Raw genomic sequence first — 20749 nt, forward strand, 5'->3', positions numbered from 1 at the left:
TCTCACCCTTTCTCACACGGTATTTCCAATCTTTCCACCCAGTTGGGAGCTTGCGGCTTGAAAGCTTTTACTAGGTAAAAGTCTGCCAATCTTCTCCTGAATGAATTGGGATGCAGAAGTGAGCTTTTGCTGATCTGCTCCAGTGTGAATTCCCATCCCGTGAAGCATAAAGAGTAAATCGTCTGTTGCCACGTTACCGGATGCTCCAGGCGCATAAGGGCATCCTCCTAATCCTCCAAGCGAAGAATCAAAAATGGTAATTCCCATTTCTAACGATGCTAGGATGTTGGCCAAAGCTGTTCCCCGTGTATCATGAAAATGCATCGCTATTTTATCCACTGGAAATCTTTTTAATAAAACTTCCAACACTTCCTGGACTTGCTTTGGATTTGCCACCCCGATTGTATCCCCGAGAGAGAGCTCTTCAATACCCATTTCAAATAATGTTTCGGAAACTCTTATGACCGCATCGATATCAACATCCCCTTCGTACGGACATCCGAAAACGGTCGAAACATAACCTCTCGTTACTTTTCCTGCTGAAATGGTTTCTCTGACCAAATCTCTTAAAACAGGAAAAGTCTCGCTAATCGTTTTATTTATATTTTTTAGGTTATGAGTTTCGCTTGCTGACATAAACACTGCTACTTCATCTATGTTGGCTTTCAATGCCCATTCCAACCCTTGAAGGTTTGGAACGAGTGCTGTATAGGTGACTCCAGGAACTTTTGTAATGCCAGTAGCAACAGCGACTGCATCTGAAAGTGCAGGAATCCATTTTGGATTAACAAAAGAAGTAATCTCAAGATGTTTTAGTCCACTTTCTGACAATTGATTAATCCAGGCAATTTTATCTTCTGTTGAAATAAAAGCCTTTTCGTTTTGCAATCCATCCCGAGGACCAACCTCTTTAATTGTTACGTTTTCCGGCCACTTCATTGTTCCATCTCCTTTCCGCCTATATCCGGGGTTTATTCAAGTACTACAATGACCTCGCCTTCATTAACAAAGTCGCCTTCATTCACTTTCACTTCTTTCACCGTTCCATCGAATTCCGCTGCAATCGGAATTTCCATTTTCATCGATTCTAAAATCGCTACATCTTGATCCTCTTCGACCTGATCTCCAACTTTCACTAATACCTTCCAAACATTTCCTGCCATGCTTGCCAATACTTCACTCATGATTATTCCTCCTATTTTACGTTTTTTGCTTTTTTAGTTTTTAAATACTTGTTAACGAAGTCTGTTGTCGTATCACCTGTATGGAATGCCGAGTGGGCAATAACCTCTTGCAGCATTGGGATATTTGTTTTAATACCTTCAATATGATAATCAGCTAATGCATCTCTCAGACGATTTATTGCCTCTTCACGATTGCTGCCTTTGACGACAAGCTTAGCAATCATTGGATCATAAAATGGAGTAACTACGGATTGACCGTGAATGGCTAATTCATGTCGAACTCCAGGTCCGTTCGGCAACTCTAATTTTGTTATTTTTCCAGGTGAAGGGAAAAATGTTATCGGATCTTCCGCATAGATTCTAACCTCAATCGCATGCCCCTCACGTTTTACCTCTTCTTGAGAAAATTTCAGAGCTTCACCCGCAGCAATTTGCAATTGTTTTGCAACTAAGTCTAAACCTGTAATTTCTTCCGTAACCGGATGCTCCACTTGCAAACGGGTATTCATTTCAAGAAAGTAGAAATTTTGCTCTTCATCAACTAAGAATTCGATTGTTCCTGCATTTTTATAGCCAATTGATTTTGCCGCTTTTACTGCAGCCTCCCCCATCTTGGTACGAATTGTTTCCGTAATAAAAGATGATGGGGCTTCCTCTACGACTTTTTGATGCCGGCGCTGGATCGAACATTCACGTTCCCAAAGGTAAACTGTATTTCCAAAACCGTCTGCCAAGATTTGAATCTCAATATGTCTTGGATTTTCAACAAATTTTTCAACATACATCGCTCCATCGCCAAAGAAATCGGTAGCCCGCTTTTGGTTCCCCGCAAATGCTTTTCGGATTTCATCCCCGTTATGGACCACCTGCATTCCAATTCCGCCACCCCCAGCGGAGGCTTTTAGCATAACTGGATACCCGATGCGGTCCGCTACCTCTACCGCTTCCTCTTCATCTTCCAGTGGGTAGGTAATCCCTGGAACAACAGGCACACCCGCCTCTTCCATCGCTTTGCGTGATTCAATCTTACTGCCCATTTTAGAAATAACCTCTGGAGAAGGTCCGATGAATATAAGGCCTACTTCCTCACAACGGCGGGCAAAGTCAGCATTTTCAGAAAGCAAGCCATATCCCGGGTGGATCGCTTCCGCCTCAGAAACCTGAGCGACCTCTAGAATTTTATTGATATTCAAATAGCTCTCTGCTACGCGGGAACCTCCGATTAAATAGGCCTCATCTGCCATTTTTACATGTGGTGCATCTGCATCCGCTTCTGAGTAAACTCCAATTGTTGTAATGCCTAATGCTTTGCATGTACGCATTACACGAACAGCGATTTCACCGCGGTTAGCAATTAACACTTTTTTGAACATGTATTTCCACCCTTTCTTTTTCTATTAAGTAGGTTCAACAACCTTTGCATCCATACAAAGCTTCACCCTTTATCGGATGAAGAACCCCCCCCACTGATGGAAGTCTTCTTTATCTTTAACTCCCAATCTAGTATTTGGAACCAGTCATTTGCTGGTCTTTCCTGACAAATGGCTGACTCTAATTCATAACTATTTAACTGATGGTTTTTCTGTTACTATATTTTGTATTTGCGCAACGGTCGACGGATCTTCAAGTCCTGTAATGTCGCCGTTAACCTTTCCTGATACAACAATTTCCTTCAATAAGCGGCGCATGATTTTCCCCGAGACTGTTTTCGGCAACATATCAGTAAAAATAATTGATTTTGGAGCTGCAATCTTACCAATTTGTTGTATGATCCGATTATTTATTTGTTGTTTTAATTCTTCTGTTGCCTTATAGCCATCGGCCAGACGGACAAATACGAGCGGAACTTCTCCTTTTATTTCATCAGGGATTCCAATGATTGCGCTTTCAGAAACACCCTCACATTCTAGTACAGCGCTTTCCATCTCCATTGTACTTAAGCGGTGTCCTGCTACATTAAACGCGTCATCTGAACGGCCAACTACCCATAAATATCCATCATCATCTATTAATGCCAGGTCGCTGGCATAATAGCAACCATCCACTTGGCTAAAATAGGAGGCGTAATATCGCTCTGGTTCTTTCCAAAGTGTCCGGCATAGCATAGGAAACGGTTTTCTAATCACCAAATTTCCTAACCTACCAGGTTTAACTGGTTTACCTTCCTCATCAACTATATCCATAACCACACCTAAAAATGAAATACCTGAGGAGCCCGGTTTCATTGGTGTCAGCCAAGCTGCTCCAGCTATAGGCGATCCCGCTGTTTCGGTTTGACCCCAAGTATTATTGATATATACCTTCTTCTTTCCTAAAACTTCATATGTCCAATGCCAGGTTTCCGGATCAAAAGGTTCTCCAACAAGGGAAATGACATCAAGGCAAGATAAATCAAATTTCTTTAATGCCATTTCTCCCATACTTTTTAACATTCTTAATGCTGTAGGGGCAGTAAACAGTTTATTCACCCTATATTTTTCAATGATTTGATAAAAACGGTCTTTTGTTGGATAATCAACGGCCCCTTCAAAGACAACGGTTGTTACACCATTCGCTAAGGCACCAGTAATTCCCCAAATATGCATTGTTAGCCAGCCGATATCCGCGGTACACCAGAAAACATCATCATTATGGTGATCCATATGATACTTGGCATATGTGTAATTTTGAGTGACAAAAGCCATACCGGAATGCACGACACCTTTTGGTTTACCAGTCGTACCACTTGTATAAAACACAATACCGCTCTCATTCGCTTCTATTCTCTCAGGTTCACAAACGATACTTGCCGCTTTTGTCTGCTCATGCCACCAGTAATCCCGTCCTTCTTTCATTTGAACCACTGAACCTAATCGGTCTACAACAATGACTGCTTCGACAGATGGAATCGATGGTACAACCTGATCGACTTTTTCTTTTAATCGAATGATTTTACCCCGGCGTTCGGTCGCATCCGCAGTGACCAATACTTTTGGCTCGAAATTGATGAGTCGGTCTGTCAATGATTTTTCGGAATAACCAGAGAAAATCGTATTGTAAATAGCACCAATTCGAAAACAAGCTAAAACGGCAATAAAGGCTTCGGCCAGATTTGGAAGAAAAATAGCGACACAATCACCTTTTTTTACACCAAATGATTTAAGAACATTTGCAAATCGATTTACTTCAGCAAGAAGCATATTATACGTGTAAAATTTGGTGTCCCCATTTTCACCCTCCCAAATGAGAGCGATCCGGTTGCCTGCCCCATTTTCTATATGCCGGTCAAGTAAATTTACACTTGGGTTACTAACGCCGCCAACAAAAAAGCGAAAATCGGGGAGTTCACCACTAATGGTTTCATTCCATGGTTCATACCAAACAAGTTCACGGGCTGCACGATCCCAAAAGGCAGCAGGATCTTCGTGAGATAGTTTAAGAAGTTCTTGAAAAGCTTCGCTGCTCCCAATGGAGGTTGAATGAGCTTTATCATCTTCTGGAAAAATGAGTTTGCTATTTGAAACTACTTGTAAAATTCCACTGATATCCATGTCATGGCTCCTTCAACAATTTTTATTTAATTACTATAAAATTTCTTTAACATCCAATTTGTTTGGCAATGACCATTCGTTGAACCTCAGATGTTCCTTCACCAATTTCCAAAAGTTTCGCATCACGGAAGAATCGCTCAACTTGATATTCCTTCATATATCCATATCCGCCATGAATTTGAACGGCTTGATCACATGCACGCATGCACATTTCAGAAGCAAATAATTTCGCGTATGCCGCTTCCTTTTTAAATGCTCGTCCTTGATCCTTTAACCAAGCTGCTTTGTAAACCATATTGCGTGCTAATTCGATATTCAATGCCATGTCAGCTAATTTAAATTGGATTGCCTGGAAGTTTGATAAACTCTTTCCAAATTGTTTTCTTTCTTTTGCATATTGAAGAGCTTTTTCATATGCTCCTTGAGCAATACCTACAGCCATTGCACCAATTCCAATTCTTCCGCCATCAAGAGTAGCTAAAAATTGCTTGTAGCCGTTTCCTTCTGTTCCCAGCAGATTTTCTTTCGGAACTCTTACATTCTCTAGGATAAGTTCTGTCGTATTTGAGGCATGCAGACCCATTTTTTCGTAGTTGTTGATTACAGTGAATCCTGGAGCATCAGTAGGAACAATAAATGCGCTGATTCCATTGATTCCTTTTGAGCGGTCTGTTACGGCTGTCACTGCAAGGTGATTGGCATAGCTTGCATTTGTAATAAAACATTTTGAGCCGTTAATGACCCACTCATCTCCATCAAGAGCTGCTGTTGTTTGGGTTCCCCCTGCATCGGAGCCTGCATTCGGTTCAGTCAATCCAAATGCCCCGAAAGACTCTCCAGTACAAATTGGTGTTAAGTATTTCTCTTTTTGCTCGTGGGTACCAAATAAATTAAGAGGGGCCCCCCCTAATGAAATATGCGCTGAATATGTAATTCCTGTAGATGCACAAACACGGCTAAGTTCTTCAACAACAATTGCAAAACTGATGGCGTCAGCATCACCTCCCCCGTATTGTTCAGGGAAAGGAAGACCCATGATCCCTAACTCTGCTAATTTTGAAAAAATTTTCTTTGGGAATTCCCCAGTTCGATCACGTTCATCTGCTCCAGGAGCAACTTCTGCATCAGCAAAATCACGAATTAACTTGCGTATCATCTCTTGTTCTTTCGTTAAATCAAAATTCACTATCCACAACACCTTTCTAAATATTCTGATTGTTTTCAGCAAAAAAATTATTTTAAAACAAAATTACTCATAATTAACCTATTTATCGTAATAAATGTGAAACTTCCCCTAAATCTCTATTCGCTGACCCCCTTTCATTATTTTCTAAATTTTCTTATAATAAGAATATAACGATTAGAAGTATTATGCTATGTACATTTTCATGAAGATTATGATGAAAAATTTGTGTGTTTTACACAAATAATGAAAGCGGATTCAAATGTAACATCTTAGCGAAAGGATGATGAAAGGTGCAAGATACATTAACTCATCGGCAACTAAAGTCCTTGATCCATGTGTCCAACGTTATCAATTCCAAATTAGATATTGTTACCATCTTTGATTCCATCATGAATGAAACGATATCTGTCGTTGAAGCTGCTGGAGGAGGCTCTATATGGATTTTTGACAAAAACCAGAATCGACTCATCGCAAAATCAGCTCAAGGATTATTTTATCCACATATTTTTAGGCAAATTAAATTAGTTAGCGGTGAATCCATGACTGGGATGTCTTTTGCTGCAAAAAAATGTCTCATTTTTTGGGATGAGGTAGAAGTTAAACAGGCACTGTCTACATTAACTCCATATAACAGAGATTTATTGGATCGGTCGATTCCGAGTAATTTTCATTTTACATCTGTCATTTCTTCACCTATTTTACAAAAGGGAAAATGTATTGGCGTGATTACATTGGACTCTTTTGAACAATCTTTGCAGTTTAAGCAAGAGGATATTAATCTATTGGAAGCGATTGGCCACCAAGCAGCGGTTGCCTTGGAAAAATCCAGTCTTTATTATGAAAAGGAAAAAATGGTTCGCAAGCTTTCCCATTCAATTGAAATACATAGAAACTTAGCCAATCTTGTTGTAAATGGAGAAGGAATCCAATCGATTATGAACTTTATACATAAAACAATTGGACAGCATATGTTTCTCTTTGATGAGATAGGAGAGCTTAGGGCTTCTGCCTGCCACTCCTCACTTTCTGTTGAGGTGACTGAGTATATGAAACAGTATGCCAAACAAATTATCCTAAAACTAGAAAATTCACATACCGTTTCCGATATAACTTTAAATGATGATACTTATCAATTAGTCGTATTGCCACTTGGGTCAAAACTAAAGTCTCTAGGCGGGCTAATAATCCTTTCTAAACAAAAAATGAGCGAAGTGGATATTGCTGCTCTTGAACATGCTTGTACTGTCATTTCACTTGAACTGGTAAAAGAGGAAGCCGTTTTTGCAACACAGCAGCGTTTAAGAGGGGAATTCGTGACAAAGCTTTTTTCAGGACAGATAGATGAAGTACTCATTCAGAAAGCAAAAAATTTAAATTTTGAACCTAACCAGAACTATGTTGCTATTATTATTAATTTTGAAGATAAGTTAAACAAGCAAAAGGCCTTTGACGATCACGTTATAAGGAATTTACTCCATATGGTCAATATGATATTACTTGGGAGGAACTCTCAAATAATGGCGGTAAGGGATGAAAATCAAATTGTTGCTCTTCTATCCTTGCATTCAAGAGTTTCTTCGCCCAATATGGTTGCTGAAATAAAAGAACTTGCAAAAAATTTACAGCATGAGATCAAAAATAAATTTAGAGAGATAGACGTATCGATTGGTATTGGAAGAATTAAGAAAGGACTTACGTTTGTTCATGAGTCATTTGTAGAAGCGACAAAGTGCATAAAGTTTCTTAAAAATTATCTTTTTGATCATAGAGTCCTTAGCTATACAGACCTTGGCGTTCAGAGGTTTATTTTACAAAATTCAAAGGAAGAATTGATCGATTTTATCCACGAAGTATTAGGTCCCCTTATTGAATATGAGCAATCTAGAAAAGGCGAATTGTTAAGCACTTTAATTGTTTATTTAGACCAAAATCAAAACATAAAGAAAACGGCTGATTCTTTACATATTCACACAAATACCTTAAGCTATCGTTTAAAGCGAATTGAGGAAATTCTATTAACGGACTTGAATGATAGTCAACCATTATTTAATATTCATTTAGCAATCAATATTTATCAATATATAAAAGATAAAGACACATTACAGAAAAACAAAAACTAAAAATAATAACTGCTACATTAAAATATCCCAGGTTGAATTTACCTAGCGAAATGAAACACATATAAAACACCATCTAGGCTGCCTTCATTCCAAATTCTTTTGCAGTGAGGCAGCCTAATTCTTGTATTCTCTCTTTATTAACCTATAAACTCTTTTGTGGTTTAAATCCTTGACTTTATCATTGTATTACCTTATTGAATGACTGCCGCTCCCTGGTAAATCCGAAATGCTGGAACAATTGTGTCCGAAACAATTTCTTTTCCTTTTTCGCGAATGAAGTCCAATTTATAATAGGCAGCAAATCTTTGGCTGATTTCCGTTTTCACAAGTTCGGGCGGAGTTACGACGATGAATTGGAACTTCAGTTTTTCGGCAACTGCGAATATCGGGTCAAGGACATGTGCCGACGCAGCTTGTCCGAATGGATTATCACAGACCAAAGGAACCCAGCTTTGATCTGATTCGCTTTTAACTGACAATAACATCATCATCATAACCATTCGGGCTGATAGCTTTTGTCCTCCACTACCGTCTGATTTCGTCTTTGAACCTTGATTAATTGTCTGCCAGGTTGAATAATGCTCTCTTTGCGGTTTTCCGTACATAAAGGCATTATCCGTTCGCATATTATAGACGAGAAGCTCAGGATACCGATTTCGTAGTGATACAAACAAAATTTGTTCATCACTAATGAGTTGTTTTATTTCTTGGTCTACGGCTTGATTATTATTATCAATCGTATCAAATTGTTTGGTAATTTTGTTTATGGCAGCTACAAAATGCTGCTTCAGCAGCGGCTCGATATCTTCGGGCTTTTTAGGTAAAATATCTTCTTTTAGTTGTACAAGCGGGAAGGTTCCTCGTTCATTTTTCAGCTTCATTTTTGCAATCATGGAACGAATCGCCTCTGAAATACTCATTACCTTCATGCTCGCACGGCTGGCCCAGAAGGTTTGAGCCTTTTCTGCCCTTTCTTTGTCGCGTTCTAATTGTTCCAAACCACTTTGTGAGAAGCGCTTCATATTTTTAACGATACTTTGAATATGCGAATAATGCCTCGTATCCATATGGTCTAATGTTGTTAATACTTCATTTTTAAAACGAATCTCCCAATCCTTTCCTTCAATCGTTTGCTTTACATTACGTAATGATTGTTCGATTTTCGCATGCTTCTCTTGGCCTTCTTCCTGAATCGCTTGGTGTTCTTCACACCAGGATAAGATACATGCTTTACCTTGGCTCTTAACCTTTTCTACATCTATATCAGTAAATGCTGCGGCTTCCTCCTTAAGGATAACGGATAATGTTAACAAATCCCCTTCATAACCAGCAATGATGGTTTCTGTTTCTTTTTGGAGCTTTTGAGCCTGCTTTACTTCCTCTATCGTTTGTTTCGTTTGGTCTTTTATTTCGACTTCCTTTAGTTTTAAGTCAAGCCCTTCCCACTTTTCAGGCGGTTTTTCATGTTTTGCCACTTTCTTTCCTGACTTGTCACGCTGGACAATCGCATGCTGTAATGAAGTTTCTGCGACGGTAACAGCCGTTCCTTGTTCCCGTTCTTCTTTTTCGGTAGTCTTTGCTTCCTTTTGTGCAGTTTGCAGCATATTTTCTAATATACTTATGGGTTCATCTGGTTCCGGAGCGTTATTCCACTCCTTGTTATGAGTATCTAGTTTTTTCTCTAATTTCTTTTGCTGCTTTTGTTCTGTTTCTTTTTTTGCTTGAATAACCAGCAATTCTCTAGCTTGTTCTTCTTTTGACTTCTGGAGCTGTTTTAACTCTTCAATACTGCCATTTATCTCCTCTAATAAATGCGGTGACAAACGTGGGATGTCTTCACACTGCTCCGCTTTTTCATCAGCAGGAAAAACCGCTGTTTCAATAAAGATTACGATCTCTTTTATCGTTTGTTCGGTTGTAACCTTCCATTCTAAATACGTTTGATGCCACTTGTTTTGCAGTTCAATGATATTTTGGTGCTCTTTTCCTATTTCTTGCTGCACTAAACCTGAGGCTTCCTTTTGTTTCTCTTTCTCTAATTTCACACGTTTATTTTCTTGATGAATAAGCTTTACACGATCATATTCCTCTAATGTTTCTACATCTCTTGTCAGCTTTTCGATTTTTTCTTTTGCAGTCTCAATCTGTTCTTTTAGCTGGAGCTGTAATTCTTTTTCTTTTTGCTGCTGTGTTGTGATTTCTTGCAGCTGTGTCTTCTTAGCAAAAAGGGCGTTCTGTTCTTGATTGAAAGCTCTCTCAATATCAACCGCAAGCTCGTGTGATAAAAAACGATCAATTTCCTTTAAAATACGGCGTAAGGAGGTTTCTGTTTTTTCAATTTCAATAAATGTTTCTTTCTTTTCTTCTATTTGTTTAGCAATACTAATTTTCCAGTTGGTAAATTGATTTTTATCCGTTAATAACTCTTTCTCTGTTCCGTTAATAATCACAAAGGATGGCTGATGATGTTCGCCGTTCATTTCCTCACGTAAAAATATAGGAACAGGACTTTTAAACATTCTTCCTGAAAGAACTTGCTGATTAACTTTTTGCCATTGCTGCCCGCTTACGACTAACCCATATGGAAGGAGTGGATAAGTCGTGAGGTAGTTCACAAGTTCTTCTTTACTTAAAGATAGGAGAAATTGAGTTCCATAAAACACATCGATGCCAGTCTTTTCATCAATCCATTCTCTTAATTCTTTCACATCTTTATTCGGAATCCAGAAGTGCTCATCATTTAAGGAATAATCGAGTTGTATTTCCCATAGATCCTTTTTAATTTGTTCACCTTGTTCTCTATTATTGCCTAGTATATCTTCAATCTGTATGGCATATTTCGAAAGAAGCGCATGAGTTAAAGGTGCAGCAACATCATTTAATAACCCATGAAGCCTATCTACTAGTTTTGCTTCTTTTTGTTTTTGCTCTTCATGTGTTTCCTTTAACTTTTCACATTTTTCTTCTGAAAACTGAATCGATTGGACGAGCGTACCATGTGAAGTGGCTAATTTGTTTTGCACTTCACTAGATTCTTTATCTTTTGCTTGCAAATCTTCTACAGAAATCTTTTTGTTTTCAATTTGTTTAGAAAGAAACGCGATAAATCCCTTTAAGTCATAGGTTATACGGTCACCAAATTCTTTAATGAGGTTTTCTTCCTTAGACTCAAATGTATGAATTTGCGTATAGAGAAAATCAATTTCAGTATTCAGCTGAGCAATCTCTTTTGTCTTTTGGTTATCCTGCTGCGACAGATCATTTCCTTTTTTCTTTAAGAACTTTTGATACCCCAAATACTGCTTAACAGCTTCTTGTAAGGATAGATAAGATTGCTCCCATTGCCTTGTTGCTTCTTTTTTGATTTCATCCATTCTTTGATTCACTTGCTCTAAGCCGCTATTTTGTTCTAATGTCGCGATCTGCTGTGAAAGAGAGCGAATACTTTGCTCGTTTTCATTCCACTCTTTTAATAATAACTGAAAGCCTAGCTGTTCTTTTCGTTCTTGTTTTTCCTGAACATATGCTTGTAAGGAAGTATGCTTATTCCTTTCTTCTCCTAATTTCTTCTCCCAATCCAGTACCTCTCTGTGAGCTTCTGCATACTCTAAATTGTCTTTTTGATAGCGTAAATCAGCTTGCCTTATCGTTAATTTTTCAATGTCTTTCTCTAAAGTAAGCAGCATTTCCTCTTTCGATTGCTTCAAATGTTCTAAAGCACCTAGCAGTTGTCTGCCTACCTTTATACTTGTCTGAACAATTTCTTTATGCTCTGCTCCTTTTGCCAGGTTCTCTTCAAAAGGGACAATGTCTTCTAGAAATTCCTTATGTGCTTGCTCTCTTTTTAAAAGAACAGGCAAATCCTTCGCGATACTTGCCTGACTCTTGAAAATCTCGACAAGATCGTTCTTTTGATGTTCTGTCCGGTCCAAGACTTGACTAACAGTAGGAATGATTCGTTTTTGGAATAGGGAATGATCATCCTCAGCCCCCTCAAAGTATTTCCCAACGCCGCCTTCATCCTTGTTAATGTCCTTCATAATATCCCAGTCTTTACGGTTAATTCCGTATGTATCAAGAATGCGATAGTGTTTCTTCGTATCTCGGTAAACATCATAGCCATTCCATTTTAAATAGTCCTTCAGGCTTTCTGTTTCAGCAACCTCATCATTTTCAAATAGTGGAATATGCTCAAGTGATACCTCTTCCTTCCGTTCAAATTCTCTTGTATAAAATGTAATAATAGGGAGGATCTTCGCTTCCTGTTCCAACGTTTTGCTTTCATTTCCACTTTCTTCACTCATCGAAATCCGCTGTTCGGCTGAAAACATTCCTCCCGTTACCAGATGCCGGCGGTCTGAACCGTCCAATTCCCATTGAATGAGAACATGAAAGGTATAAGGAAAAAATTGCTCTTTATTATTAAAAAAGAACTGCTGATAATAACGATTGTTTTGTTTTCCCCATGAGGTTCCAGGTTTAAGTATTTGGAAGATGGTTTGCAGGAATACACCTTTCCCACCCCCATTCATCATCGCGATGAGACCATTTGTAGCTGTCTCTTCATTATGAAAGTTAAAGGTGGTATCTTTATATTGCTTTTGCATGCCATCATACTTTAGGCCTACAATTCTAATTCGATAGATTTTCGGCATGCTCACCCTCCTCCGTGGTCATTAATTTTTTAAATAATTCATAACGATCATAATCGTGAAACAGGTATTCAATTCGCTCAAAAAGCTCTTGTTTAGGAATTGCCTTTGGAATATCATCCCGGTCAAGAATGATGATCAGTCCCTCCGTCTCTAATAAACGCATCGCATTGGCAATTAAACCGATTCTGGTTCGTCTATTGCCTTTTTTAGCCCCATAATCATCTGTGTCAACCTCCATGTATTTCCACGTTGTCACAACATCCTTCATATCAATTCTTTCCTCTTCTCCGAAGGTAGGTTTCGCTTTAAGAATGCTATCCCATTTCATGATGAGATCGTTGACAAAACGCTCTAATGCGTAATAGCTAATCCCTTCCCGCCTCGTTCGGATTTTTGCAGCCTGGTTGCTGTCAATGGCTGCTAAAAAAGACATAATGACAATACTAACAAGATGAAAGTGTTTTTTCGTTTCGATTTGCTTATGCTTGTCTTTCAAATGGGTAAAATTCGTAGCAAAGACAGAGCCAGTGGGCTGGACAACTAAGTGGATCCGTTTAGCTGACTCAATAATATATGTACCTGATTCGTCTGCTAATAAAAGAACGGTCTGTCTCACTTCCGGATCAAAATACGTCTGGAAATGTTCGCTATTTTCGTCAATTACTTTTTCTTTTAATAGAGTAAAATAGACAGCTGCTGCTTTTTTGATTGATTCTGCATTCATCTTTTTTCCTCCAGTACACATATCTTAAACGGGGTAATTTTCATTTGATACCAATGATGCGGCTCCGCCCGATCATCAAACATTGTAAAGATTTTTAAGCCTTCAAAAAATTGAAATTGTGGATATTCCTGCATTAGTTTATAAAGAAGAATTTCCCTCTCATCACTTAATGTTTCTTCCTTTCGATGCAACACTTGAACCTTCAACGGCTTTTTATCAAACATCATCCATAAGTCAATCGTTTCAGATTCTTCAAACCATAAATCCTGCACTTCTAATGGCAGCGTGGATAAATCAGCTAATGAAAACTCTCCGTATGTTTGTAAATGCTGAAAAACATAACTCCATGCCTTAGTAACAGACTCCCAGTTCGTCACTCGCAGACGAGTGATGCTTTCTTCTGATTCTTCTTCGATTATGGCATCCGTTAGTTGTTTTTCATCAAATTCTTGTTCACCCCATATCCAATCAAGCGGCAAAATAAATTCATTCTTCGGTGAAAACAAGGGAGAAAGTACTCTTTCTATTGCCTCGAAACTTTTGATCCCTTCCTTCATTAACCAATTTTCATAAAGATGTTCTCGAAATGAAACCAGACTGGTTTCCCAAAACAAGGAAGGATTTTCCGCTTTTAATTTCATCTCATAGGAAATATTTTGAATGACTAGCTTGGCAAAACGATCATGCAACTGCCTTGTATGGCCAATTTTTTCTTGGAGAAGAATCAATTCTTTTTGGATAGAATCATCCTCTTCATTTCTTCGTTTCGTTTTATCTATCATCCTAGTAATAGTACGGAAGTGATTTTTTTCTTCTTCAAATTGCTTTTCAATTTCAACACGATTGTCGGCCCTTTGCCATTCTTCTTCAATTAGCAATATTTTGGGATTATTAAACATTTCCTTTTGGAAAGTGAATTCGTTTGCCATTAGGCGATTTACACGTGAAATGAGATGATCGAGGTTTCGGGTAGCTTTTCTAAAATTACCGTTTTTAATTAGCTGCATACTATAAAGTTGTTCTATCGTTATGGAGAATTCTTCCGCCATTTCCCTGCTCATAAAAATCATTTCCTGAGAGACATCTGTAAGCTTATAAACAATCGATCCGCCCAACTCTAAATTCGTATATATTTCATCCATCGTGACATAACGGAAGACCTGAATTTCCCATGATTGGCTTATTTCATCGTAATATGGGGCTTCAAACGGTTTGCTATACTCTTCTTTTCCCTGATATAATAGCCCGCTTGTAATCCGTTCAATTTGCTTATCGTCTGCCAACAGCTTCATTTGCTTAATAGAATCTTCTACCATATACTTGATATCTGATTTGCGTCTATGATCATCATCATTTAATTCTCGATAAAAGATGGTAAGGAGCACTTGCATGAGAATCGTTTGGATATGAGGCTTTAGCTCTCCTACCTCCATTCCCCTGCCAAGCTCAAACAGTGGATTTAATCGTTGCATTCGCTGAGCAAAACCTTCCCATGATTCGTTCACGTCCATCTCCTCCATGTTTCTACGTTTAAGACTTCTTGTGGGATTCGCTTATTTTCCTGCCATAATTGCCGTAATAGTGCTTGCTCCTCATCTGTAAACCATTGAAAAAATAAATCACGGTAATTGAGGTTTTGTGTTTGACCAATTTTCTGGTCATTTTTTTGTTCTAGACATTCAAGCATTTTACGGTAGATTTTTAAGGCAGGCTGAATACTGCAATCCGGATATTTTTCGATAAGCCGAATGAGGATCCCGTAACCTGCGGCATCAAGATCTCCTGCGTAGTAGAAAAGATAGGATTTTGGCGGAAACATTCGAAAGAAAAAGGAAAAGCTCCGTTCAATTTTCGTTCCTTCCCCATAAATAATGAGTTCGGGCTCATAATCAAGAATATTTGCTTCCAATAATTTAATAGAAGTATGAAAGAAAGATAGATTTTCGACAATAAGTACTCTCTGAATATCTTTCATTTCTTTACCTTGTTTCATCCAAAATACAAAAGGTTCCCCATAGTTCACCATTTTAAGTTGGTCTTCTGATATTCCAATTCTAGTCAAAAAGCCTTTTCCATCAGGAAAGCTATCACTATCAATTAAGAATTTTTCATGACCAAAGAGCTCCAGGCTTCTTTCTTCTAATGATACGATTTCCCGTTCCTGACTGGACTTTAGAAAAGCATATAAATTCCGGATTCGATGCCATTCGTCTTTCGTCTGCCATTCGGGATGCCGTTCATAATAGGAAAAATCAAACTGATCACTTAATTTCATCATTTCGAGACGATCCCATTTGTCGGCCTGTACTTTTATATTTACCCAGTAATATAAGGCAAGAGCAGGTGTTTTACCATTGTATTGATTATTTTGAATAGGGATTAGCTGTCCTTCCGCTTGCAATGTTTCGATTGCGCGATAAAACAACGAATAACCGTCCATTTCAAAATAATCATCCATTAGCTTGCGCAACTGAAATTCTAAATCGTTACTATTTATTTTCTTTTTTTGTTTAGGGTGCTGAATATCAGCTATAAAACCTCTTACCCGTGTTTCAATGATGTCGATTGTACTCACCTACTTACATCTTCTTAGAGTCATGAATAGACTCCTATTCCCATTCCTGACATCCTTAAATTATAAACTAGTTGCGTTATTGTTGGTAAATGAAATTTTCTTAAAAGAAAGCAGACTTCAAAGTATACCAACATGCTCGTACAGAGCACCATCGAATTTCTTATCCACAGAAATATTTGACGACACTCAATAACTCAAATACTCAATTATAAATCCGCTAGAAAGCCACGAAATCAAAAGGTTGAAATAAACGAAAAAACCACACGAGTGAAAAAACACTGTGCGGTTAAATATGTAATAATATCAAGGTTTTTGGCGGGACTGCGTGGGAATCGAACCCACCTGACCTTACACGAAGGTCACAAGCGGTTTTGAAGACCGTGGAGGGCACCAGCACCCCAATCAGCCCCATAGAAGAGACAAGTTTTATTATACTAGTAACACAGTGATTGTTCAATACGTTTCACACCTTTGTAAACTATTTAAGGTTTGCTTGTCTTCTTTTGTAAAAAAAGTCTATAATAAAGTGAATAATTAGATTTGTGTAGGTGAAGATGATGCTGCACGGTTGGTTTTTGTGGTTTATATTGTTTTGGATCTTCTTCTTGGTTGTGTCGTTTGGAATCGGCGGATTTTTTATGTTCCGGAAGTTTTTGAAAAAGCTTCCGAAAAAGGACGGCAAATCGGTGATGGATTGGGAAGAGCACTATGTAAATGAGTCTCTTCATCTTTGGCATGACGAAGAAAAAGCTTTGCTCAATGAATTAGTGAGTCCGGTACCGGAGCTTTTTCGGGATGTTGCCAAGCATAAAATTGCCGGTAAAGTTGGTGAACTTGCTTTAAAAGAGAAAGCACCGAAGATTACCCAAGATCTAGTCATCAAAGGTTACATTCAGGCGACACCAAAACGAGATCATAAATTTCTACGGAAAAGATTACGGGAAAAACAGATTGATGTGGCTCCATATGAGAATTTATTCTAGTGTCCATTTCATCATGTATAGAAAGCAAACAAATAAGCAAAACCAAAAAGGTTTTGCTTATTTGTCCGTTAATTACAAATTTATGGAATATTCAGATATATGATGATATAGCATGTTGTCATTCCTTACTATCTTTCGTTGGTAGAGTTGATGATTATTCATGAGGTTTTCATTTTTATAAAAAATTCGAGGTAGAATACCGTGGTGAGGATCATGAAGAGTACAAAATAGCTTTTTAGAATCCTACCAATCAAATTCGCCTTCCCATCTCTTTTCGGCATACGCAAAATAGATTGGATTGTAAGACTGAATGAATTGGTTGGTTTTCTCATCGATATAGCCGGAGCCATAGGTAGTGTCCTGGTCCTGCCATATGCCGTTTGCTTTTACTTGATTCCACGCGTGTTCTTCACCATAAACAATTTTCGCTTCAATTCCTACCGCTCGATGGAAGGCCGCATTTAAACGCGCATAGCCCATACAAATTCCCGATCCCTTTTTTAAAGTTTCCAAGGCAGTGGCATAGCTGTAATGGTTGTCCACTTTCCATCTTTCGTATTCTTGAACATCATAGGTGATATGGTGTGTCATCCAATCATAAATCGCTTTAGATTTTGCCGCATCTCCCATTTTTCCTTTTGTAATTGTTTTCGCTAGTTGGACAATTTGCGGGTTAGTACTTTGAATGAGTTGACTCGGGAGTAAATAAGGACTTCTGTTTGTAACCTGGATGACTTGAACGGCGACTTTTGTAAGTGGATTCTCCCCCCGGATTGAACCTGCGTGATAGGCAATTTCATCTGCGATCGCATGTTGATAAAAATTAGGAGACAGTAATCCAAATACGACGACAATCAACAACAATAAAGTCAAAACATATTTCATCTTCCCCGATATCCCCGCCTAATTTTCACATTTTGTTCACATTTACAAGTATAATACAGGAAAGGACTTTTAGCAAAATGTTTGGAATATTAAACCAATTAAATTTTCTTTGATTTTCTTTTAAAATGTAAAAAAACACTGATCAGAAGACCAGTGTTTTTTTACATTTTAAATAGTTTTACTATTGTGAAGCTCTTTATACAATTTCTTATAATCTGTGTACATTGCCACTCGCCATGGGACGATCATGCTGTATGCAAGCAGGAAGAACATTCCGCTTAACTGCCCAAGATCTATAGTGGAGCTTAATAAAGATTTCATGACGATCCTAATGATTAAGAGACCAATTAGTATAAACACAAATGCTTTTGAACGCTTAAGGTAAATGTCATTTCCTTGAATCTCAAATTTTGAGGTTTTAATCAAGAAAATAGAGAAAAACATTCCGACGACAACTGCCTCTAAAATTTCCATCGGTGTAAGCCGAAATTGAGGAATAAAATACATGATGGCTCCACTGGTCATAGCTATTGGCGGTATAATAATCTTCTTTACCGATGTAGGCTTCTTCGCCGCTTTCAACCGCACAAATAAAACACCAATGGCCATAAAGGCTGCACCAATTGTAGATAAAACGACGTAATTCATATGATACATCCATTCCTTATCATAAATAGTAGTTTTCGTACTTCATTATATAACAAGTATGCAAAAGATAATAAATATATACACGGTCTAAAAGGTATATTTTGAAAAAAGAAAAGACCATCTACTGAATCTTCAATGGCTATAATTTTAACACTCTATTTATTGCATCTATAACCCTATGTTCATCGAATGGCTTGGCAATAAAATCCTTCGCGCCACTTTCGATGGCCTCAACAACCATCTTTTGCTGACCCATTGCTGAACACATGATGATTATTGCATCAGAGAACTCGCTTTTAATCTGCCGAACCGCTTCAATACCGCTCATTTCCGGCATTGTTATGTCCATCGTCACAAGGTCTGGTTTCAGTTGACGATAAAGCTGCACAGCCTTCTCTCCATTGTCAGCTTCACCAACGACTTCATGGGCTGCTTTTTTTAATATATTGGTTAACGTTAATCGCATAAATTTAGCATCATCAACAATCAATATTCTTGCCACCGTATTACCTCCTACTGACTCCTGCATATACAGCCATACCCCTGTGCTGGACCTGAAGCGATCAACAACACGATAGAAATCAGATACTTTATTAATATAGCGAATTTTTATTTAAAATTCAATTGATTCCTGGGTAGAACAGAATGTTTGAGAACTTTAAAATCCAGTAAAACCGCCGAACACTCCAGAGAAAATGGTAATAATTTTCGTCATCCAGTCAAAGAAAAGGACAATCCCCATGACGATCATCAGATAGCCGCCAAATTTTACAATTTTGGCACTATGCTTACGAATCCACTTCATCCGTCCGACAAAGAACGAAAGAATGAAGAACGGAATGGCAAAACCCAGTGTATAGGCAACCATGTAAATAACGGCTGAGCTTGGTTTTGAGGCAGCCATCAGGATTACAGTCGATAAAATCGGACCCGTACATGGTGTCCAACCTGCTGCAAAGGCCATCCCAATTAAAGCCGAACCGATAAAACCGGAGGGACGATTTTTAAACTCGAAGCGCCGGTCCCTCATCATGAATTCAGGTTTAAACACACCGACAATCACCAATCCAAACAATACAATAAAAATACCGCCCAATTGGCGAATAAGGTCTTTATACTCACGGAAAAAGCTACCTATAAAGCTGGTTCCAAAGCCGATCGCAATAAAAATAACTGAAAAGCCCAGCAAGAAAAACAGTGTATGCAAAAGACTTCTCTTTTGGAGCATTGCATTTTCACTTTTCAATTCACCAACTGACATACCCGTTATGTAGGATAAAAAGGCTGGATAAAGTGGCAAACAGCAAGGGGAAATAAAACTTAAAAAGCCTGCGCCAAAAGCTAAAAATAGATTTACATCAGACATAAAAACACTCCCACTGTAGTTCTTTCGTTTTCAATTCTAACAAATGTTAGATATAAAAGATAATAGTTCGTTATGAACATTTTGTGAATGAGGTAAAGTGGAGACATGACCCATTCTACTTTATTCAACAATTTCCTACATTTTTTCGAGAAAATTGTTGAATAAATTTTTTTGTATTACTTACCATAATCGGCTATACTAGTAAAATGAAATTTGAATTCTAATTTTCACTAGTACTAGTATACATGAAAAAAATGACCACTTAAGGAGCATTTCCAGAAAGGAACATCCACTTTGCTTAAACACGATTTACTTGAGCAAATCGAGCAAAAGCGGGCCGAATTGGTTCAAGCTGCTGCTGTCAGCGGTTTTAGTTCTTCGCTTACCATCAAGTTTAGTCAAGAGCTTGACCATCTATTAAATGAATATAACCGCAAATATAATAAAAAACTTTCTATTAACTAATATAACACCTGGACATGGATCAGGTGTCTTTTATTTGTCATAAAAACTTTTCTAGGCGTGCTGTTTCCCTTTTTGGAGGAGAAACATCTTGTGGTAAAGCCTGCCATAGGCAAGCAATTCCTGGTGTGTGCCCTGCTCAACAATTTCCCCCTGGTGAAGGACAAGAATTAAATTTGCATCCTGAATGGTCGATAAACGATGGGCAATCGCAATGGTTGTCCGTCCCTCCCTCACCCTTGCAAGGGCAAGTTAAATCTGCTCCTCTGTTTCGGTATCAATATTGGCTGTTGCTTCACTAGTATCTTATATAATTGTCTGCTGATACATCGAAAGCCGCATCATCATTTGATTGACGGGCTCAAAAAAGCGATCCAAGTAAATTACGAAGGCGTATAGTACCCCTACCTCAATTGAATGGGTTATGGAGG

Annotated in this window: 16 protein-coding genes, 1 tRNA gene and 1 pseudogene; 3 read left to right on the forward strand and 15 right to left on the reverse strand. The window is 38.2% G+C overall.

What is annotated here, in order from left to right; all coding sequences use genetic code 11:
• Positions 1-12 precede the first annotated feature (12 nt).
• The 5 genes from JN080_RS17110 to JN080_RS17130 all read right to left on the reverse strand — a co-directional run bounded on the left by JN080_RS17110 (position 13) and on the right by JN080_RS17130 (position 5900).
• Complete coding sequence (locus JN080_RS17110; protein WP_256237198.1) at positions 13-939, reverse strand: hydroxymethylglutaryl-CoA lyase; 927 nt, start codon at positions 937-939, stop codon at positions 13-15.
• A gap of 32 nt (positions 940-971) precedes the next feature.
• A complete protein-coding gene (locus JN080_RS17115) occupies positions 972-1184 on the reverse strand; it encodes an acetyl-CoA carboxylase biotin carboxyl carrier protein subunit (RefSeq protein ID WP_256237199.1) in 213 nt (70 codons plus the stop codon).
• 11 nt (positions 1185-1195) lie between these two features.
• Complete coding sequence (accC, locus tag JN080_RS17120) at positions 1196-2557, reverse strand: acetyl-CoA carboxylase biotin carboxylase subunit (protein ID WP_256237200.1); 1362 nt, start codon at positions 2555-2557, stop codon at positions 1196-1198.
• Positions 2558-2746: 189 nt separating this feature from the next.
• On the reverse strand, positions 2747-4714 hold the full coding sequence (locus tag JN080_RS17125; RefSeq protein ID WP_256237201.1) for an acetate--CoA ligase: 1968 nt from the start codon (positions 4712-4714) through the stop codon (positions 2747-2749).
• Between the two features lie 46 nt (positions 4715-4760).
• Positions 4761-5900 carry an acyl-CoA dehydrogenase gene (locus JN080_RS17130; protein WP_256237202.1) on the reverse strand — a complete coding sequence of 380 codons (1140 nt, stop codon included), beginning with the start codon at positions 5898-5900 and terminating at the stop codon, positions 4761-4763.
• A gap of 290 nt (positions 5901-6190) precedes the next feature.
• Here JN080_RS17130 and JN080_RS17135 point away from each other — a divergent pair, with 290 nt between their 5' ends.
• Complete coding sequence (locus JN080_RS17135; RefSeq protein WP_256237203.1) at positions 6191-8020, forward strand: helix-turn-helix domain-containing protein; 1830 nt, start codon at positions 6191-6193, stop codon at positions 8018-8020.
• Between the two features lie 191 nt (positions 8021-8211).
• Here the strand turns inward: JN080_RS17135 and JN080_RS17140 are convergent, their stop codons facing one another.
• From JN080_RS17140 to JN080_RS17160, 5 genes are all read right to left on the reverse strand, one after another.
• Positions 8212-12675: a coiled-coil domain-containing protein gene (locus JN080_RS17140; protein ID WP_256237204.1), complete on the reverse strand. Its 4464-nt coding sequence runs from the start codon at positions 12673-12675 to the stop codon at positions 8212-8214.
• Positions 12653-13399 (reverse strand): DUF6063 family protein, encoded by a 747-nt coding sequence (locus tag JN080_RS17145; protein WP_256237205.1) that lies wholly within the window; start codon positions 13397-13399, stop codon positions 12653-12655. The genes JN080_RS17140 and JN080_RS17145 overlap by 23 nt, the downstream gene beginning before the upstream one ends.
• Entirely contained in the window at positions 13396-14910 is a 1515-nt protein-coding gene (locus JN080_RS17150) for a hypothetical protein (protein ID WP_256237206.1), read from the reverse strand. The genes JN080_RS17145 and JN080_RS17150 overlap by 4 nt, the downstream gene beginning before the upstream one ends.
• A complete protein-coding gene (locus tag JN080_RS29655; RefSeq protein ID WP_256237207.1) occupies positions 14901-15974 on the reverse strand; it encodes a Wadjet anti-phage system protein JetD domain-containing protein in 1074 nt (357 codons plus the stop codon). The genes JN080_RS17150 and JN080_RS29655 overlap by 10 nt, the downstream gene beginning before the upstream one ends.
• Positions 15975-16287: 313 nt before the next feature.
• Positions 16288-16384: transfer RNA gene (locus JN080_RS17160), tRNA-Sec, on the reverse strand.
• A gap of 147 nt (positions 16385-16531) precedes the next feature.
• Here JN080_RS17160 and JN080_RS17165 point away from each other — a divergent pair.
• Positions 16532-16957, forward strand: coding sequence for a DUF2621 domain-containing protein (locus JN080_RS17165; RefSeq protein ID WP_256237208.1), 426 nt, complete (start codon positions 16532-16534; stop codon positions 16955-16957).
• A 243-nt stretch (positions 16958-17200) separates the two neighbouring features.
• Here the strand turns inward: JN080_RS17165 and JN080_RS17170 are convergent, their stop codons facing one another.
• The 4 genes from JN080_RS17170 to JN080_RS17185 form a co-directional block, all read right to left on the reverse strand.
• Positions 17201-17842 carry a transglutaminase domain-containing protein gene (locus tag JN080_RS17170; RefSeq protein WP_256237209.1) on the reverse strand — a complete coding sequence of 214 codons (642 nt, stop codon included), beginning with the start codon at positions 17840-17842 and terminating at the stop codon, positions 17201-17203.
• A gap of 168 nt (positions 17843-18010) precedes the next feature.
• Entirely contained in the window at positions 18011-18490 is a 480-nt protein-coding gene (locus tag JN080_RS17175) for a CcdC family protein (RefSeq protein ID WP_256237210.1), read from the reverse strand.
• A gap of 139 nt (positions 18491-18629) precedes the next feature.
• Positions 18630-18992 carry a response regulator gene (locus JN080_RS17180; protein WP_309144689.1) on the reverse strand — a complete coding sequence of 121 codons (363 nt, stop codon included), beginning with the start codon at positions 18990-18992 and terminating at the stop codon, positions 18630-18632.
• Positions 18993-19148: 156 nt separating this feature from the next.
• A complete protein-coding gene (locus JN080_RS17185; protein WP_256237212.1) occupies positions 19149-19856 on the reverse strand; it encodes a cytochrome c biogenesis CcdA family protein in 708 nt (235 codons plus the stop codon).
• Between the two features lie 294 nt (positions 19857-20150).
• Here JN080_RS17185 and JN080_RS17190 point away from each other — a divergent pair, with 294 nt between their 5' ends.
• Positions 20151-20321: an aspartyl-phosphate phosphatase Spo0E family protein gene (locus JN080_RS17190; RefSeq protein ID WP_256237213.1), complete on the forward strand. Its 171-nt coding sequence runs from the start codon at positions 20151-20153 to the stop codon at positions 20319-20321.
• Between the two features lie 51 nt (positions 20322-20372).
• Here the strand turns inward: JN080_RS17190 and JN080_RS29905 are convergent.
• Positions 20373-20615: pseudogene (locus tag JN080_RS29905) on the reverse strand (ABC transporter ATP-binding protein); the annotation flags it as partial.
• Positions 20616-20749 lie beyond the last annotated feature (134 nt).

Source organism: Bacillus sp. EB600, assembly GCF_024494385.1.
Classification (GTDB): Bacteria; Bacillota; Bacilli; order Bacillales; family Cytobacillaceae; genus JAEVLT01.

What these genes read in the sequence shown, in the direction of transcription:
- JN080_RS17115 (WP_256237199.1), bottom strand. Translation starts at nt 1,184, where the DNA reads ATGAGTGAAGTATTGGCAAGCATGGCAGGAAATGTTTGGAAGGTATTA.
- JN080_RS17185 (WP_256237212.1), bottom strand. Translation starts at nt 19,856, where the DNA reads ATGTCTGATGTAAATCTATTTTTAGCTTTTGGCGCAGGCTTTTTAAGT.
- JN080_RS17175 (WP_256237210.1), bottom strand. Translation starts at nt 18,490, where the DNA reads ATGAATTACGTCGTTTTATCTACAATTGGTGCAGCCTTTATGGCCATT.
- JN080_RS17150 (WP_256237206.1), bottom strand. Translation starts at nt 14,910, where the DNA reads ATGGACGTGAACGAATCATGGGAAGGTTTTGCTCAGCGAATGCAACGA.
- JN080_RS17125 (WP_256237201.1), bottom strand. Translation starts at nt 4,714, where the DNA reads ATGGATATCAGTGGAATTTTACAAGTAGTTTCAAATAGCAAACTCATT.
- JN080_RS17145 (WP_256237205.1), bottom strand. Translation starts at nt 13,399, where the DNA reads ATGAATGCAGAATCAATCAAAAAAGCAGCAGCTGTCTATTTTACTCTA.
- JN080_RS17140 (WP_256237204.1), bottom strand. Translation starts at nt 12,675, where the DNA reads ATGCCGAAAATCTATCGAATTAGAATTGTAGGCCTAAAGTATGATGGC.
- JN080_RS17165 (WP_256237208.1), top strand. Translation starts at nt 16,532, where the DNA reads ATGCTGCACGGTTGGTTTTTGTGGTTTATATTGTTTTGGATCTTCTTC.
- JN080_RS17170 (WP_256237209.1), bottom strand. Translation starts at nt 17,842, where the DNA reads ATGAAATATGTTTTGACTTTATTGTTGTTGATTGTCGTCGTATTTGGA.
- JN080_RS17110 (WP_256237198.1), bottom strand. Translation starts at nt 939, where the DNA reads ATGAAGTGGCCGGAAAACGTAACAATTAAAGAGGTTGGTCCTCGGGAT.
- accC (WP_256237200.1), bottom strand. Translation starts at nt 2,557, where the DNA reads ATGTTCAAAAAAGTGTTAATTGCTAACCGCGGTGAAATCGCTGTTCGT.